The organism is Daejeonella sp. (genome assembly GCF_036405355.1).
Taxonomy (GTDB): domain Bacteria; phylum Bacteroidota; class Bacteroidia; order Sphingobacteriales; family Sphingobacteriaceae; genus Daejeonella.
Window position 1 is genome coordinate 1 of record NZ_DASWXT010000090.1, and the last position, 16,961, is coordinate 16,961.

Genomic DNA, 16,961 nt, shown 5'->3' on the forward strand with positions numbered 1-16,961 from the left:
ATTACCACTGTTTGTTGCTCCTACTGCTGAAGTGATCTTTACTGATCCCGGTGCGATTGCTGCCGAACCGGTTACCGTTCCTGCAATTGCCTTAACCACATATCCTCTTGAACTGGTTACACTCACGTGGTCTGTTGCCAAAGCAGTAATACCATTGGTATATTTTGTCTCTGTATCAAAGTTCACATCCAATGATGCAGGCTGAGTTACACTAAATGATAAAACATCAGAAATGGTGATGTTCAAATTTGCAGTCTGTGCAAATGATTTGCTACTTAATAATGATACTGCTGCAATTGCGAATGTTATAATAACTTTTTTCATGTTTTTCTTTATGTCTGTTTTAATTTTTATCAATGTTTGATAAGACATAGACAATTAGCAGACCAAGTGTCAGAAAGGCTAAAAAGAGGGATTTTTGTCTAAAATGCGGGAATTATATGGGATAATTTTTCCCGATTGGGGAATGGGATACTCAAAGGAGTAGTGAGTAGTGGGTATTGAGTTTGAGATTAGATACGTATTCGATTGGAAGTAGGAAATGGAGAACAGGTAATAGTGCAGCGTTTAGATCCATTCCCTATTTCCCATTTCCCATTTCCTATTTCCTATTACCAAAAAAAGGAACTGAAATGCAACAATGGGAAAGATAACAGGTAACCAGGAATCCGTAATTGTTAACAATCTCAAGCTACGTATTCCCTGTTAAATGTCCTCCGGAGTTCGGTAATTGATGATTGAAGCCTTGATCGCAAAATACCAACTGTAATATTTAGTTCTTCGGCAGCCTGCACATGCGTATACCCTTTAAAGTAGATCAAATCCAGTGCTGATCGTTGATCAGCATTGAGAATGTTCGTCATATCTTTTACTCCAATCAATTCAGGATTATACGAAACCTGAAATTTCTGATCGATCTGCTGAGTTGATTCAGAAAGATTTTCACTGACCGTATAATTCCGGTAATTAACGCTTCTAAGATAGTCTATAGAAATATTCCGTGCTAATCTAGCCATCCAGGTGTACAACCTGCCCTTTCCGGGATCGTATTGTTTAAATGACTTCCAGATCTTAATAAAGGTCTCCTGAAGCAAGTCCTGAGCCACTTCTTCAATTACCACTATTGTGGAAATAACCCTGTACAAGGAATCTGAATACATCCGGTAAAGAGCAGACATTGCACTACCATCCATATTTTTCAAACCCTCAATCAGTTTATCTTCAGATAAGCGGAGTTTTCTGCTCCTTCCGATTCTACTTTTGTTCGAATCTTCAACATGTATATCCATTGCTATCATAATATCATTACGATTATTATCTAAAAATGGATGTCCAACATGAATTTAAGATGAATTTTTAAAAAAATATATTTCACTATTCCCTACCCTGTAGCTATCGGGTTCCTATTTCCCATTTCCTGTCTGATAGCAATCCGGTCCCCATCTCATTGCATTTTGTTTGCAAATGCCAGAAAATCCTTCAGAAACTTATCCATCCTACCGGCATAGCTATCATCAGATAAAATTCCATTAGAAAACAAAGTCTGAACCTTCGGCGTGATAAGATATGGCGGATAAACAATCCCCTGTAAGGTATTGGTATATTGCTGCAGGTTTTTTGCTGCACTTATTCCGCCCAGCATACCTGATGAAACGCTGATAATCCCAAACACCTTTTGTGAATATTCCTGAAAAAAGTAATCCATGCTATTTTTCAGGCTGCCGGGATAACTACCATTGTGTTCAGGTGAAACGATCAGGAAAATATTAGTTTCATCCAGCCGGGATTTTAGATTCTTTAAGGTTTCTCCGGGTGAAGGATGGGAATCAAATGTATAATCCAATAATGGCAGATTCGTTTCCTTGACATCCCATAACCAATTATCAACCGCCAGCTTGTCTAATCGATTTTTAACCTCCAGTGCGACCTGATGAGATTGTCTCCCTGGTCTGGCACTTCCTGAAATAATTGCAATTTTCATAAAATTCCTTTCTTAATGATTAACTAAGATCTACACCTGTTTCCTATCCCCTATTTCCCCACAGATTTGCAGTCACTAATACCAATATACAACAAAAGGGCGTCCAAAATAATTGAACACCCTTTTCTGCATTAAAAATTCTAAAATTATCTCTTCTTAATTTCTACTCTTCGATTCAACTGCCTGCCAGATTCAGTATCATTGGAAGTAAGGGGCTTTGACTCTCCAAAACCTTTTGTAATCAGATTATTAGCATTAATACCCGCTGTTACCAAATAGCTTTTAACGGCAGTGGCTCTGTCAATGGAAAGAGTCATATTCCTCTGCTCAGTTCCTTCAGCTGAAGAATGTCCGTTAAGATTAAAGCTCATTGATGGAAATTTCTTCATTTCTCTGGCTATTTCATCAAGTACCGCATAGGATGAAGTTTTTAGCACTGAGGAGTTAAACTCAAATAATATATTTTTATAATTGAATGTTGGCTCAGAGGCAACAGTCTCAGGACAACCGCCATTGACAGAAGAACCTGCCTTATTTGGGCAATTATCTTTTGAATCAGGAATGCCGTCACCATCTGTATCGGACTCAACAACTGCAGCCGCCTTTGGTGCATCCTGAACACTGGCAGGTACGGGTGCGGCTGGCGCCTGGCTGATAATCTTTTTGGGTTTACAGGAAGAAAACAATACCATAACAGTAAAGATTGCAATGGCAAAAATCGAAAATGTGCTTTTAAAGTTTCTCATTTCTAGCTTAAATGGTTTATTAAATTATTGGAAATAAAACTACTACTTACTTGCTTTTTAAACAAACTAAACAGTAATTAATAATAAAAAGAACCCAAATGATTAAATAAGCAGAAAAAAAAACCTGTTTTTTATTCAAATAGAAACAAAGTAGACAGAACTTAACTAAATACTTCCTTGCAGCAGGAACGATTCAATTCTAATTGAAATAAAAACCAGGAAGAAAAATATTAGGTGTAGAAAAATATCTTACTCCTCAATGACTTTCCATTCAATAAAATCACGTCAATTTGTAATTGAAAATTAAATAAATCTATGGAATCAATAAGAGGAAAAATCGCTGTAATAACAGGAGCAGGTAAAGGAATCGGAAGGGCAATTGCCATAGCCCTGGCTGCTGAAGGAGTTCAGGTCGGTTTGATATCGCGCACAAACAAGGATCTACTGGAATTGAAAGACGAGCTGAAAAAATACACTGTTAAGACTGCCATCGCTGTTGCTGATGTCGCAGAAATACAATCCGTAAATGCAGCAATAGACAGCATTCAAAAAGAACTGGGAAATATTGATATTTTAATCAATAATGCAGGAATTGCAAAATTCGGAAAGTTTTTAGAACTGGAGCCTTCAGAATGGGAAGATCAGATTAAAGTCAATCTCTTCGGTGTTTATTATGTAACGCGCGCTGTACTACCACAAATGATTGAGCGTCAGACCGGAGACATTGTTAACATTTCTTCAAGCGCAGGTTTGAAAGGAAGTCCTCTAACCAGTGCCTATAGTGCCTCAAAATTTGGTGTGATGGGTCTCAGCGATTCATTAATGCAGGAAGTTCGCAAGCATAATATCCGCGTTACTGCATTAAACCCGAGTACAGTGGTAACCGATCTGGCTATCAGTGCAAACCTCATAAATAATAATGAAGACCGGGTTATGCATCCTGAAGATTTTGCGGAATTGATTGTAGCACAATTAAAACTAAACCGAAGAGTTTTTGTAAAAGATGCATCTGTCTGGTCAACAAACCCATAATCCATCTATTTCCAATTCCCTATTTCCTATTTCCCTTTCCCCCCCCAAAAAAAAACCTCCCTGCAATCTCATATCTTTGCACAAACCTCCAAACCTTAAAAATGACGAAACATTTTATCGAAGACGAAAAAATTGAATGGGAACAAATTGATGAGGGTGTTCAGAGAAAGATCATGGCTCATGATCCAAGCCTGATGATTGTGAAAATCAAATTTGAAAAGGGTGGTGTCGGACCGCTGCACAAGCATCCTCATGTTCAGATTACTCATGTGCAAAGCGGGAAGTTCGAGGTGAGTATTGATGGCAAAAAACAAGTACTTAAAGGAGGCGATGCATTTCTTGTAACTTCAAACCTGATTCATGGTGTTCTCTGCCTTGAAGCAGGAATTCTTATCGATACATTCAGTCCGATGCGGGAAGATTTTTTATAAAGCTTAAAGTATTAAACATTATTATCCAATTCAATTGCCTTTCGAAGTGCTCCAACAGTTTTATGATCACCTGTATGACTCCAGCCGGGGGGCATAAAAACATATAAAAATTTATTCTTAATCCCGGGAGCACGGTATACATCCTTTGCCAGCGCAGTAATCTCTCCAAAATAGGAATCCAGAAAACTGTTGGGTTTCATTTCCCTTGTAATTCCATATTGAATGTTAATACCATCCTTTTCGGGCTGATATGTTTTAAATACTTTATCCCATATATTCAATAAGTTACAGTAATTCATATCCATGTACTCGATATTTTTGGCATGATGCACACGGTGGTGTGAGGGTGTTAAAATAAACTTTCCCAGGACTCCCATTCGTCCATCTTTCATCATCGATTCTCCAATATGAATAAATGAACCCCAGGTACCATCAATAAACATAATTACAAATAACATTGCCGGGGGCACACCCATCAACATACAGATAGTTGTTCTGATCACGTCTGCATAAGGAGCTTCAAGGAAAAAATGGGCATGAGAAACAGCCAGATTCATGCTTTCAGGTGCATGATGGGTGGAGTGTAAACACCAGAATAATCTAACCTTATGCCCGAAATAATGATAAACAAAGTGAGCCAGTTCCCAGATAATATACCCATAGATAAACCAGTACCAGGTAAACTGAATGTTGATTATCGCATACTTCTCAAAAATACCAATACAAACCATAGTCATTCCTATGGATATGTACCTGCCAATAATTGAATTAAATACATAAGAAAAGAAAGATATCTTATAAGAAACAACCTTAAACTGCTTGTAGAGAAGTCCCCTGATCAATTCAAGTATCAAAATAATGGGAAGCAAAGGTGCAATTGCCCTGGTAATACCTTCATAGGTAAGCAGGGTCTTATAATCTCCTGATTTTATAATTTCAATAAGCCCATCAAGACTAAAAAAGCCCCAGATCTGCTTTAAAATAGTTTCAACAAATTCCATATTAAGAATTGATAATCAATTAATTTAGAAATTAGAATTCCAGGTTAAATTTCCATATGCCATAGGCTTGTTGCTTTAAACTTTCAGCTTTAATATCCTGCTGCTTGCCCGTCCTTGCGTGACTCGGATGCTCCGAAATAAACTTTTCGAACCGGATCCCATCGGATTGCCTGATAACCGCCATACATCCCGTTGATATATCCAACCTGATGTCCCTTTTGCATTAATTCCCTGATCACATCATACGGATAGCCACTTTCAAGGGTGATCATTCCACCTTTGGGAGCCATACCTTCGCCGGTAGGTTCAGAAGATCCATCATGGTTTATCCTCGGAAAATCTCCTGCTTCCTGAATGTTTAAACCAAAATCTACCACATTCATCACGATCTGTACATGGCCCAGTGGCTGGAAAGATCCTCCCATCACCCCAAAACTCATCACCGGCTGGCCATCCCTGGTCATAAATGCCGGTATGATAGTTTGAAATGGTCTTTTCCCCGGTGCATAGGTATTATTTTCACCCTCTTTCATGACATTAAAGAGCTCTCCCCGATCCTGAAACATAAAACCTAAACCGTCGGGCATCATGCCAGATCCAAAACCTCTGAAATTACTCTGAATAAGGGAAACCATATTTCCGTCCTTATCCGCAACTGTGAGATAAATGGTATCACCATCCTTCATGGCCGGATTTCCTGCATCTACTCTAACTGCAGCTTTATCAGGATTTATAAGCTTTCTACGTTCAGCAGCGTAAGCTTCGGAAATTAATTCCTTAACCGGAACTTTAGCAAAATCCATATCAGCATAAAATTTAGCTCTGTCTTCAAATGCAAGTTTTTTAGCCTCAGTGAACAAATGCACATGCTCAGCACTGCCCAATCTGATCTTTGAAAAATCATAACCTTCCAAAATATTGAGCATCTGTAGTGCGGCTATACCCTGACCGTTGGGAGGTAATTCCCATACATCATAACCCCTGTAATTCACAGATACCGGATCAACCCAGGTAGATGTATGTGAAGCCATATCTTCATAACTCAGAAAGCCTCCGTTCTTCTTCATAAAAGCATCAATGGTACGTGCCATATCCCCTTTGTAAAATACCTCCCGTCCCTCTTTACCAATCCGCTCAAGGGTATTGGCCAGATCCGGATTCTTGTAAACATCTCCCTCCAAAGGAACATTTCCATTTGGATAATAATACTTTTTAATATTAGGGTAAGAACCGTATAAAGCAGGTACAGCCTTTACAGAATTTGCTAATTCACCATGAACAGGAAAACCATTTCTGGCATATGAAACTGCTTTTTCGAGCACTTTAGTCATAGGCATAGAACCAAACTTCTGATGGAGCTCAAACCAGGCATCCACACATCCCGGAACTGTAACCGGCAATGGCCCCTGGGATGGAATATGAGAAATTCCCCGCTTTCTGAACTCAGCAAGGCTCAGTGATTTTGGTGAGCGACCGGAACCGTTAAGCCCGTATAGTTTTTTGGTTTTTGCATCCCATACGATGGCGTATAAGTCACCACCGATACCATTGACATGAGGCTCAACTACCCCTTCCATAGCATTGGCCGCAATGGCTGCATCAATAGCATTTCCACCAGCCTTCAATACGTCCAGCGCAACCTGGGTTGAAAGCGGATGTGAAGTTGCAGCCATTCCATGCTGGGCTATAACCTGCGAACGAGTTGACCATATTTTGCCATAAGGGCGGTCCTGTGCAATTAGACTTAAAGGCAGAAATAAACAGAGCAGCAGCTTTTTCATATCTAGAATTTGAATTTAAATATAATGGATTTGGAAGCAATAATTTGGAGATTTGAAAATTTGATGATTTGAAGATTATTGATTCCAAGTACAAATTTTCCTTCATTTTCAAATTACCAAATCATCAAATCTTCAAATTACGTGTTGCCAAATCTTCAATACATAATAATCAGGTCATTTTATTCTACAGATAAACAATCATCAGTTTCAATAATTATTTTTGTCTGATAAAAGAGGGGGTTTTTGATCTTTTACAACTGAGAAAATGGAAGAAAATAAAGAAAAGCCTGACCTGGTAGTTTGGGATAAGGAAAAAGGCTACTATCAAAAAGGATTAAGCTATGGTAGTAATCTGAGTGCCCCGGCCATAAATCTCGAAAATGTTGGTGGCTGGAAGCAATCCAATGCAGAGTTAGCCAATAAGAATTTTAAAACAAAATTCGATGAGCTAAAAGAAGAATATGATAAACTCGTACAGGAGGTTCAACTTAACGAACTGGTTTATTCTGCCAAATATAATTTCACTCCGGTTATGGGTCAGGTATATCATTTATACAGTAAAACAGATGATACCTTATTTCTTTCAATGATTTCTCCGGATAGCTGGAACCAGAAATATCTGGGCTCTTTCAAACTGGATGCAAGTCATAAATGGTCTAAAACCGAGATCCAGAAATAAGTCTAAAATTTCAACTCATCTAAACCCAACCCAAATAATTTCAGCGAAATTTCATTTAGCTTTTCTACTGAACCGCTCAGATGAATTGTACGATGAATATGTTTTGCATTTGCTCCGGGTGCCAAACTTAAAGCCGGAGAAGAGCTTTCGATCTCATAGAATTTTCCCATTTGTTTTCCGTCAATCGGGCCGTCTGTATAAGCGTTTACCGCATCTCCTTCAAATGGATCTTCCTGTATCTTCCAGGTAGAATTTACATAAGATGTGATGCCTTCAGGCAAAGTAAACTGGGCAATAGTCAGCACTTTGTTTTCTGCATCATAACTCCCCGCAATTGGTAAAGCCCGCTTCGGGGAAACCCCTATTTTACTTCGTTGTTTTGCATCTGCTTTAAACAGAAGATAGCCATCTTCAATCTTTAACCGGTCTGCGCTTAATTTCCCGAAATAATCATCAGTTACAATTTTACCAAGACTCAGGCTGTCTCCTTTCCTGTATGGGATGATCACATTGGTTTGATCATTAGACTTAAGCATACTTAATACCCATATTGAAAGTAAGCCTGTTTGTTGATCCCATGTATTTTTTCCGGTATTTGTTAAAACATTTTCAGACTGAAATCCAACTGAACGAATCTCTGAACCCAATTCAAGCCCCAATAATTCATTGATCGAATTATGCTCAAGAAGAGAAATATTTCTGTTCACCTTCAGATCAAAAGCCGTACCGCTATAGTTTTCCAGATGCATTGTCTTTTCAAATTTTGCTTCTGTTGCATTTGCAGAAATCAGGTTAAAGGGTTCTGAATCGATCGCTTTGGGAACATACCAATTGTCGAAGGTAAACTCTGCTCCTCTTTTAAAGTAGAGTGCAAACTGTCCGCCTTCCGGTCCGAGCCAAAACCTTTCCTCACCACCAAGAGCGGTAAAATGTTCTGAGAAAGTGCCCTTCGCTATCAGATCATAATTAAGCCATCCAAAGCTCATTCCCTTTTCCCCATCAGAAGTACTGGTCATTACACGGCCCTGATAAGCCGGAAGAACGATGAGTTGAGCATCACTTTCAGGATCTTTTAACAAAACCAGATCCTTGTGATATTTTTTTAAAAATGCCAGATCATATGCAAAAGTTCCCTTCTGGTCGACCTGTTCCTGACATGCACTGAATAAAAACAAAAGAATTAAAAGGGCGGGATATCTTATCACTGCTCTATGATTAAGTGTTTGATAATTAAGCAGCTACAATATACAAATGAAAAACTATCCAGCAAAAATTTCATCTCCATTAGAATTCAACTATTCCGGGGATCAGGTTAATGAGTCCGAAATTAGAGGTTATGCCCTAAAGTTATCTGTTTGAAAAGGCTGCATATTTTTCCATTCAATAAGTTGAAGATAACATAACATACGCTTCACTTTCCATGCTCATCAAGGCTTTATCTTTGCATAAAATAATCATTCTATGTATAATACAGATCAAATATCACTGGACCAAACAGATGAGTTATCCATCAGGCACTATAAACCTCTGGGTTTAACTGAACCAGAAAGCAGTATGGAACCTGATAGCATATTGTACAGAGAGGTACTTCAAACCTCTTTACATGATTTATTTTCATTTCAGTCAGTAGAACCTGAGAGCACGTTAAAGATTTCGCAACTTGATTCCGTTGATGAGCCCTGGGAATGTATGTTCCTGAAGTTCACAGATTATGTGAAAAAAAACGGACATACAAACATATCAGCAGATAAGGAACATGCCGAAATAAAGGACTGGATCAATAAACAAATTCTGAATAAACGATTTCTAACCAAAACCAGGTTCAGAAAGCTGGATTTACTTGGGATAAACTGGAATACCGTACTAAGCAGGGATCATGGCTGGGATCTGATGTTTTCGAGGTTAATAACTTTCCGGGATACTTTTGGTCATTGTTGCGTGCCTCATTTATGGCATGATGACAAACAACTTGCTCTCTGGGTATTGAGACAAAGAAAAATGTATTCTCTAAACAAGATTTCTGAATATCGTAAAAACAGGCTTAATGAGATAGGGTTTACGTGGCAGGTGCAGGACTTGTACAATAAACAATGGGAGAATTATTTCCGACAACTGCTCAAATTTCACATGGAGCATGGTCATTTTACTGTTCCGGGTAAAGAAAAGAAATTAGTGAGCTGGATTGAAAGACAAAGGTTGCTAAAGAAAAAGAAAAAAATGCCTGCTGATCGTGAGAAGCGTTTGAATCAGATCAATTTTGTTTGGGATTTTGATCAAATCAAGAACAAAGACTGGGAGGAAAAATACAGTCAGCTAAAGGAATTTAACCAAATACATGGTCATAGTTTTGTTCCTCTCAATTATAAAGCGAACAAATCACTTGGTATATGGGTGGCTTTACAAAGAAAAGCTGAAACAAACGGAACGATTTTGAAAAGCAGATTACAGAAATTAAACCAGCTTAACTTTATCTGGAGCAGAGATACACCGACCAGAGTAAAATCAAATTACGATTCTCTATGGGAACATAACTTTGAGAAACTAAAAACCTATAAACGATTGCATGGCACCTGTCAGGTCTCCTTAAAATCAGATCCTAAACTTCAGGGCTGGACAGTATGGCAGAGAAAAATGTTTATTAATGGTAAAATCTCACCGGAACGGGTCAGCAGACTGAATGAAATAGCTTTCCCCTGGAGTGTTAATGAACCTTACTGGGAGAAGATGTTCGCTATGCTAACTGCTTTTCATGATAGATTTGGCCATAGCAGAGTGCCTTCTCAATGGCCAGAAAATCCGAAACTGGCAGCCTGGACTTACCGGATAAGAGCCGGAAAACATGAGCTAACCCCTCAAAAAACTGAATTGCTAAACAGTCTTGGATTTGAGTGGGATATAAACAGAAAGACAATAGTTGAATGGTCACAAATGTATCAGCGCCTTTTGGAATTTAAGCAAGATTACGGCCATACCCATGTACCTGTTAAATGGTCAAAGGATCCCAAACTTGGTAAATGGGCCAGCAGAATGCGTAATGAAAAGAAGAAAATAAGCCCCGAAAGACTTATCAAACTTGAATCCATAGGTTTTGATTGGAATAAAACACACAGCAGACTGAGGGTAACTGAAAGATAGCTGTCTTGTATGATGTTTGAACAAGCACTGATACTCCTATAATAAAACGGTGGTAGCCGTAAAACCAAAATAACGAAATAAGGCAGGTATAACTCAGGGTTTTACTTACGAATAGAAATCTGCCTTGAATTTTCGTCCACAATTATTGTATCAAGCCGCTTTGTTCTATGATTCTTTGAGATAAAATAGGTTAAATTGTTGTGGAATGAAATAGAGTCAAAATGGTTAAAAGCGCTTTTTTGCCGGTCGTAAAGATCTGAAAACTCATAGGCATATTTGCCGCTTCTGAGGTTAAGTTTGCCGACCATTCCAATTGCATTTATATACGCAAACTCGCTTTTAATATAGGGCTGACCGAGATTAAATCCGGGAATATGTTTATGCCAGACTGACTTTCTGACTAACAAATCGAACTTCTCGACACTCGCCCCTCCTTCGGTAGCGAAGTCTTCTTCATAAAACACCAGAAGATATTTTTTATCGATTGTATCTAAAAAAATCTTACCAACCCAGGCTTCTGTATTCAACCTGATTGATTTTTTTCCCCAGGAGATAATACCATTGGTAGTTATTCGATATTCTGTATTCCCAACTTTCGCAAAAAGCGTATCAGGTACCAGATTTGGCTTTTCACGTAATGATTTTGCTTTTACAGGTAACCTAATGTTATTCGATGCTTGGCGGCTGTCTGCGAGGCCCAAACTGATTATAAAAGAAAGGATAACAATTAAACTTGAGAAAATCGTTTTCATTACTAAGCTGGCGGATTAATAATAAATATAAATGAAATATCAATATGAATTCTCAGCTCTCCATTCCCGATTTCCTACTCCCTATTCCCTCTCTCCACCAATAACTATCGTATCTCAATTGTCAATTATCAACTGTCAACTATCAATTATCAACCTGATAGCTATCGGGTCTCAACTATCTTCCACCATTCCCCAAAAACCTGTCCCTCATCATTCATCCAAACCACTTCTCCGATCTGTGGTGTAACGAGGGGGAGATCATTCAGCTTACTGAGTCGTGAAACTTCATTGAGCGGTTCATCCCAACTATGCAAAGCCAGAGAGAACTTGCCTGAATGAACTGGCATCACTCGTTTTGCATTGAGATCTTTGGCAGCCTGCACTACCTCCTCCGGAAGGCAATGAATGGCACGCCAGGCAAGGTTATACTGACCGTTTTCCAGTATCGCCAGATCGATAGTACCAAAGCGATTCCCAATCTCAGCGAAATGTGTGTCGTAACCACCATCGCCGCCGATAAAGATCTTCTGTCCGGGTGTTTCAATAAGATAGGCCAGCCAGAGCGTAGTGTTACGTTTGAAGGTTCGGCCGCTGAAATGTCTTGCAGTTAGTGTATGAATTTTGATATTCTCGCCTATTGCAATAGTTTCATTCCAATCCCTTTCTGATATAATTTCCGGCAGATGACCCCACTGCTCAAAATATGCCCCCACTCCTAAACCGCAGATTACATTCTTTACCTTTCCTTTAAGTTCTTTAATCGTCGAATAATCGAGGTGATCGTAGTGATCATGGCTGATCAGCAGGTAATCAATCTCAGGGAGATCATTTACACCATAGGAATTGGTTCCTTCAAAAGCCTTTGTTGTTCCGGGTATTGGGGATGCATTGCCGCTGAACACCGGATCAACCAGAATCTTAAGTCCGTCGACCTGCATGTAATAAGATGAATGCCCAAACCAAACCACCACATTACTATCCGCCGGAAGGTTTTTAAGATCTGTTTTAACAGAAGGAATTGCCTTAAGCGGTTTTTGCCTCGGGTTTTTCTTAAAAAAGAAATTGTACATCACCCCGGTCATAGAATAGCCTTCGGTTAAAGGGGGTGTATAGCTCAGGTTGGCAAAGGCACCATCCCGAAAATGCTTCGACTTTTTCATCCGCTCCAGGCGTTCGCCGGATGCCGCCTGCCCGAATTGGGGCTGCTGCAGGAAAATTATTGTAACAAGGCTTAATAAGGCCGTAGTAGAAATCAGAATAATCATGGTGTATTTAAAAATTTTATATAATTGCTTCATTTTGTCTTAACTTCTGCTTTCTATTTCGCCAGAATTTTAATATCACTGATTTCGAGTACCTGCCTGTCATAACCTTTTGTAATAGTATGAATCATCGCCTGCCCGACCTCATTTAAAGTCAGTGATTGTTTAGGAAACATATAAGGAAATATTGCAATGAATGGTTTAAAGAACCAGCGCACATTCTTTTGGCCTTTTACCGGCTTCATGAACCCTGGCCTGAAATTATACTGCCCTTTAAAACCAAGATTCATCAGCGCATCTTCAGTCCGGCCCTTTACACGCTGCCACATCTGTTTACCGTCACTTTTAGTAAGAGTACCGCTAACGAAATTGAATACCATTCCGGGGTTAAGTTCCAGCAATACTTTCGCAAAATTCAAAGTGGTATCGTAGGTAATGCGGGTATAATCAGCCTCATTCATACCCACAGAGCTTACTCCGGCGCAGTAAAAGCAGGCATCAAAGCCTGCAAGCTTATTGCTGTAATCTGCCAGTCTGTTAAAATCTGCTACCAAAAGCTCACTTAGCTTAGGATGTGATATTTCATAGGGTTTACGGTTGATCATCAGAACTTCCGACACCTCATCACTCTGCAGGCAGTGGAGCAATACCCCTTCACCAACCATTCCTGTAGCACCTGTTATAATCACTCTTAATTTCTTCATAATATTTAATTTTTGGACTGAATGTTCATTCCAATATCTGTCAAATTTTTTATTCCTTAATCGCGTCCCAAACCAAACGCATCTGCTTCTCGAGATAAGCAGGATCATTTTCCTTGCCTGAAGCCTGCATCCAGCGAACGTATGTGGTAATAGTTCCTGCCAGGAAATGCAGTAATGCATCCAGTTCCATCTCTTTAATGATTCCGTCCTTTTGCCCCTGCTGCACCAGACTGATCACCGGAAGAAAATCCTGCTGACCTGCTGTTCGCGTAGCTTCTGTAATAATTGGAGAACTATGGAACTGATCCATAAATGCAAAGCTTTCAGGATATTTGAAGTAAAAACCGACCATGGCACCGTAAAAACTAAAAAAGCTAGCTTTTAGAGAAGAATCCGGATCTATTGTTTTAGCGATCAGAGGGACCTCCGAGCGCTTAATGTACAGATAGATCGCGTTGATCAACTCTTCCTTGGTAGCAAAATAATTGTAGATCGTACCCATACCTGTATTTGCTGCTTTCGCAATCGCCGACATGGGTGTTGCCTGAACACCACGTTCGGTAAGGAGCTTCATAGCAGCTTTTATGATCTGTTCTTTCTTATCCACGAAGCAAAGGTGAGTATTTGGAATGAATATTCCAAATATAGGTGAGGATAATATTTGAATTTATGGGGATTGCTTCGTCGTGCCTGCCCGTCCAATCAGGCGTGCCCCCTCGCATTGACAAATCCCAGGCAGTTTCCATTTAGAGTTTAATTTTTTTTCTCGCAATGACGCTAAGACGCAAAGGTATTCCAGCTATTTATTAAGATTCGTTCTTGGGTCGCATGCTTTGCGTCTCTGCCCCTTTGCTGGACCATTTTCGAAATCCCATAATAATTGAATTAGCACCTTTCTGAAAAATAACTTAATTTAATTTTTTTAAAAAGTTAAACCTAAATGATCTTTTCCAAACTAATTATAATCAGAAATACAATCCTTTTTGCCGGATTAATCTGCCTGTCCCAAAACTCCTTTGCACAAGTAAGCTTCACATCAGGCGAACTTAAAATGAGCGTCAATAAGCAAGGGGCACTGTCAGAATTATCAAATTCTGCTACAGGTAAAAATTACCTCTACAGCGATACTTTGACCCCGCTGATTACTTTGGTAAGCAAGGATATCCGCCACCAGGCCAGTTCAATGAAGTATGATCAGGCTCAGAAAAAAATCACGCTTGGTTTTAAGGAAACGGGAGTAAGTATTGATGTCAGGGTAACAAGTAAAGCCACACATCTCGTTCTGGAAATTATCAGGGCAGTACCGGAGAGTAAGATCGATGCGATTATCTGGGGACCCTACCCCAATACAATCAGTAAGACCATTGGTGAGATCATTGGGGTGGTACGCGATGGCGAAACATCCCTTGGTATCCAGGTCTTAAATATTAAAACATTGGGTGGTGATTATCCCAGCAAGGAAGGAAGTACCTGGGCAAGAGGTATTGCGGCAGTTCCTTCCAAATGGGGAAGCAAACTACAAGCCTATTCAATTAACCGGGATCGCGAGCGTTTAGTGGATGCCTGGGGCGGACTTTATAAAGACATGCCTGTTAAAGCATTAAAAGGCGAAACTGTCGTTGGAAGTAAGATCGCAGTTTTTTCATGTAAAGAAGCTCAAACCTTCGACCGGCTGGAGCAGATTGAGATCGCTGAAAATCTGCCGCATCCTACAATCAAAGGAGTTTGGTTTAAAAAGTCCAATCTGTATGGCAAATCCTATATGATCTCTTCTTATGGTGAAAAAGATATTGATGAGATGATCGGGTATACCAAACGTGCCGGATTGGTTTCCCTGTATCATGAAGGACCGTTTAAAAGCTGGGGTAATTTTGTGTTAAATCCGGATCAGTTTCCCAATGGAAAGGAGGGTTTAAAAAGCTGTGTTGACAAAGCACATGCCGCAGGTTTGTATCTGGGCATGCATACCCTGACCAATTTTATCAATACCAATGATCCTTACATAACACCCATCCCTGATAACAGGCTTAGTGTTACAGGAATTTCCACATTAAACAGAAATATAGATGCTGATCAAAATACCATCGAGGTAATATCGCCTGAGTATTTTAATGATGAAAAAGGGAATAATCTGCATACCGTAAAAATCGGATCTGAGTTAATCCGCTATAAATCGGTAAGCAGTACTGCCCCCTATTTGTTACTGGATTGCCAGCGTGGGGCATTTGGCACCACAAGATCTGCCCATCAGGCCGGAGATCAGGTTGGGAAATTATTCGATCATTTCTACAATGTATTCTTCCCAAATCTGGATATGCAAAGAGAAGTTGCGAAAAACATTGCCGATCTGATGAATGAAACCGGAGTGGATCACCTTGATCTGGATGGGCATGAAGGCGCACTCGCATCCGGTCAGGGTGATTATGCGCTGGAGCTCTTTGCCAAAGATGTATATGATCAGGTGAAGCACGATTTTATAATTGGTACCAGTTTGAGTAAAACCTTTTACTGGCATATCGGATCATACTACAACTGGGGTGAGCCCTGGTATGGTGGCTTTAAAGAAAGTATGCAACAGTACCGCATTGATAATCAAGGCCTATTTGACCGGAATTATATGCCTCATATGCTGGGCTGGTATTTGTTGGCAGAAAACACTACCCTTCCTGAGATGGAGTGGATGCTGTCGAGAGCTGCAGGATATAATGCCGGATTTGCGATGGTTGCCAGACCGGCAGCATTGAGAAAAAACACCCAGACCAATCAACTGCTCGATGCGATTCGTGAATGGGAACTGGCCAGAAATGGAAACGCCTTTAGCAAGGTCCAGCAGGAGGAACTAAAAAATCCAAAGAATGAATTCCATCTCGAAAAACGGGCAGAAGGGAAATGGACCTTGCATCAATATGCTATGTCGCCGGTTTTTACGAGAGAGAAATTTGAGCGTCAACCCGGTGAACCCACTCATACCACCTGGAATTTGCAGTATAAATGGAAAGAGCAGCCTTTGCAATTCAGAATGCAGATCACCGGAGAAAAGGGCAGTGTGAAAAACATTAAAATGCTGATCGACAATTATAAGGAACTTTTATTCCCTGTTGAATTAGCTGCAGGAGAAAGCCTGGTTTCTGATGGTACAGAATTAATCCGTCTTTACGATAAAAATGGAAAACCAAAGAGCAGTTTTAAATTACAAACCAACCCGCCAAAAGTTTCAGCAGGATCGCATGCCATCCTGATTGATTCTGAGTACCCTGAAGATGATAGTCCGAAAATTGAAGTGCAATTTAAGGGGCTGGATAAAATGGAGGAAATAGAGGTTTCTAAAAAACTTTGATTTATTCTATCATTCGGAGAATTTAGAATTGCTGGCGCGCGCCTATGGCGCGTGTTTATAAATCTTCAATAAATATTGTATAAAATAAATTGCTACTGGTAACAAGTCACACGCGACACG

At 39.7% G+C, this 16,961-nt stretch carries 16 protein-coding genes; 5 read left to right on the top strand and 11 right to left on the bottom strand.

Going from position 1 to position 16,961, the window contains the following annotated elements; all coding sequences use genetic code 11:
• The 4 genes from VGE44_RS11135 to VGE44_RS11150 form a co-directional block, all read right to left on the bottom strand.
• Positions 1-324 (bottom strand): hypothetical protein (locus VGE44_RS11135; RefSeq protein ID WP_331078980.1); only part of this gene is annotated, 324 nt, incomplete at its 3' end.
• A gap of 362 nt (positions 325-686) precedes the next feature.
• Positions 687-1,289: a sigma-70 family RNA polymerase sigma factor gene (locus tag VGE44_RS11140; protein WP_331078982.1), complete on the bottom strand. Its 603-nt coding sequence runs from the start codon at positions 1,287-1,289 to the stop codon at positions 687-689.
• 155 nt (positions 1,290-1,444) lie between these two features.
• Positions 1,445-1,981, bottom strand: coding sequence for an NAD(P)H-dependent oxidoreductase (locus tag VGE44_RS11145; protein WP_331078984.1), 537 nt, complete (start codon positions 1,979-1,981; stop codon positions 1,445-1,447).
• Between the two features lie 146 nt (positions 1,982-2,127).
• Positions 2,128-2,727, bottom strand: coding sequence for an OmpA family protein (locus tag VGE44_RS11150; protein ID WP_331078986.1), 600 nt, complete (start codon positions 2,725-2,727; stop codon positions 2,128-2,130).
• A 315-nt stretch (positions 2,728-3,042) separates the two neighbouring features.
• Here VGE44_RS11150 and VGE44_RS11155 point away from each other — a divergent pair, with 315 nt between their 5' ends.
• Together VGE44_RS11155 and VGE44_RS11160 are read left to right on the top strand one after the other, a co-directional pair.
• The gene (locus VGE44_RS11155; protein ID WP_331078988.1) at positions 3,043-3,759 is read left to right on the top strand and encodes a 3-ketoacyl-ACP reductase; all 717 of its coding nucleotides are present in this window, start codon (positions 3,043-3,045) and stop codon (positions 3,757-3,759) included.
• A gap of 101 nt (positions 3,760-3,860) precedes the next feature.
• Positions 3,861-4,190 carry a cupin domain-containing protein gene (locus tag VGE44_RS11160; protein ID WP_331078990.1) on the top strand — a complete coding sequence of 110 codons (330 nt, stop codon included), beginning with the start codon at positions 3,861-3,863 and terminating at the stop codon, positions 4,188-4,190.
• 11 nt (positions 4,191-4,201) lie between these two features.
• On the opposite strand, the gene VGE44_RS11165 is transcribed toward VGE44_RS11160, so the two are convergent.
• Together VGE44_RS11165 and ggt are read right to left on the bottom strand one after the other, a co-directional pair.
• Positions 4,202-5,191, bottom strand: coding sequence for a sterol desaturase family protein (locus VGE44_RS11165; protein WP_331078992.1), 990 nt, complete (start codon positions 5,189-5,191; stop codon positions 4,202-4,204).
• Between the two features lie 89 nt (positions 5,192-5,280).
• Positions 5,281-6,972, bottom strand: coding sequence for a gamma-glutamyltransferase (ggt, locus tag VGE44_RS11170; protein WP_331078994.1), 1,692 nt, complete (start codon positions 6,970-6,972; stop codon positions 5,281-5,283).
• Between the two features lie 265 nt (positions 6,973-7,237).
• Between ggt and VGE44_RS11175 the strand changes: the two genes are divergently transcribed.
• Positions 7,238-7,651, top strand: a complete 414-nt coding sequence (locus VGE44_RS11175) for a DUF2452 domain-containing protein (RefSeq protein ID WP_331078996.1) — start codon at positions 7,238-7,240, stop codon at positions 7,649-7,651.
• 2 nt (positions 7,652-7,653) lie between these two features.
• Here VGE44_RS11175 and VGE44_RS11180 read toward each other — a convergent pair whose 3' ends face one another.
• The gene (locus VGE44_RS11180; protein ID WP_331078998.1) at positions 7,654-8,856 is read right to left on the bottom strand and encodes a DUF6786 family protein; all 1,203 of its coding nucleotides are present in this window, start codon (positions 8,854-8,856) and stop codon (positions 7,654-7,656) included.
• A gap of 256 nt (positions 8,857-9,112) precedes the next feature.
• On the opposite strand from VGE44_RS11180, the gene VGE44_RS11185 reads away from it, so the two are divergent.
• Positions 9,113-10,786 (top strand): helicase associated domain-containing protein, encoded by a 1,674-nt coding sequence (locus VGE44_RS11185; protein WP_331078999.1) that lies wholly within the window; start codon positions 9,113-9,115, stop codon positions 10,784-10,786.
• A gap of 101 nt (positions 10,787-10,887) precedes the next feature.
• Here VGE44_RS11185 and VGE44_RS11190 read toward each other — a convergent pair whose 3' ends face one another.
• From VGE44_RS11190 to VGE44_RS11205, 4 genes are all read right to left on the bottom strand, one after another.
• On the bottom strand, positions 10,888-11,538 hold the full coding sequence (locus VGE44_RS11190; protein ID WP_331079001.1) for a hypothetical protein: 651 nt from the start codon (positions 11,536-11,538) through the stop codon (positions 10,888-10,890).
• 161 nt (positions 11,539-11,699) lie between these two features.
• Complete coding sequence (locus tag VGE44_RS11195; RefSeq protein WP_331079003.1) at positions 11,700-12,803, bottom strand: MBL fold metallo-hydrolase; 1,104 nt, start codon at positions 12,801-12,803, stop codon at positions 11,700-11,702.
• A gap of 53 nt (positions 12,804-12,856) precedes the next feature.
• Positions 12,857-13,504, bottom strand: coding sequence for an NAD-dependent epimerase/dehydratase family protein (locus VGE44_RS11200; RefSeq protein WP_331079005.1), 648 nt, complete (start codon positions 13,502-13,504; stop codon positions 12,857-12,859).
• 49 nt (positions 13,505-13,553) lie between these two features.
• Positions 13,554-14,111: a TetR/AcrR family transcriptional regulator gene (locus tag VGE44_RS11205; protein WP_331079008.1), complete on the bottom strand. Its 558-nt coding sequence runs from the start codon at positions 14,109-14,111 to the stop codon at positions 13,554-13,556.
• 333 nt (positions 14,112-14,444) lie between these two features.
• Between VGE44_RS11205 and VGE44_RS11210 the strand changes: the two genes are divergently transcribed.
• Entirely contained in the window at positions 14,445-16,841 is a 2,397-nt protein-coding gene (locus VGE44_RS11210) for a hypothetical protein (protein ID WP_331079010.1), read from the top strand.
• Positions 16,842-16,961 lie beyond the last annotated feature (120 nt).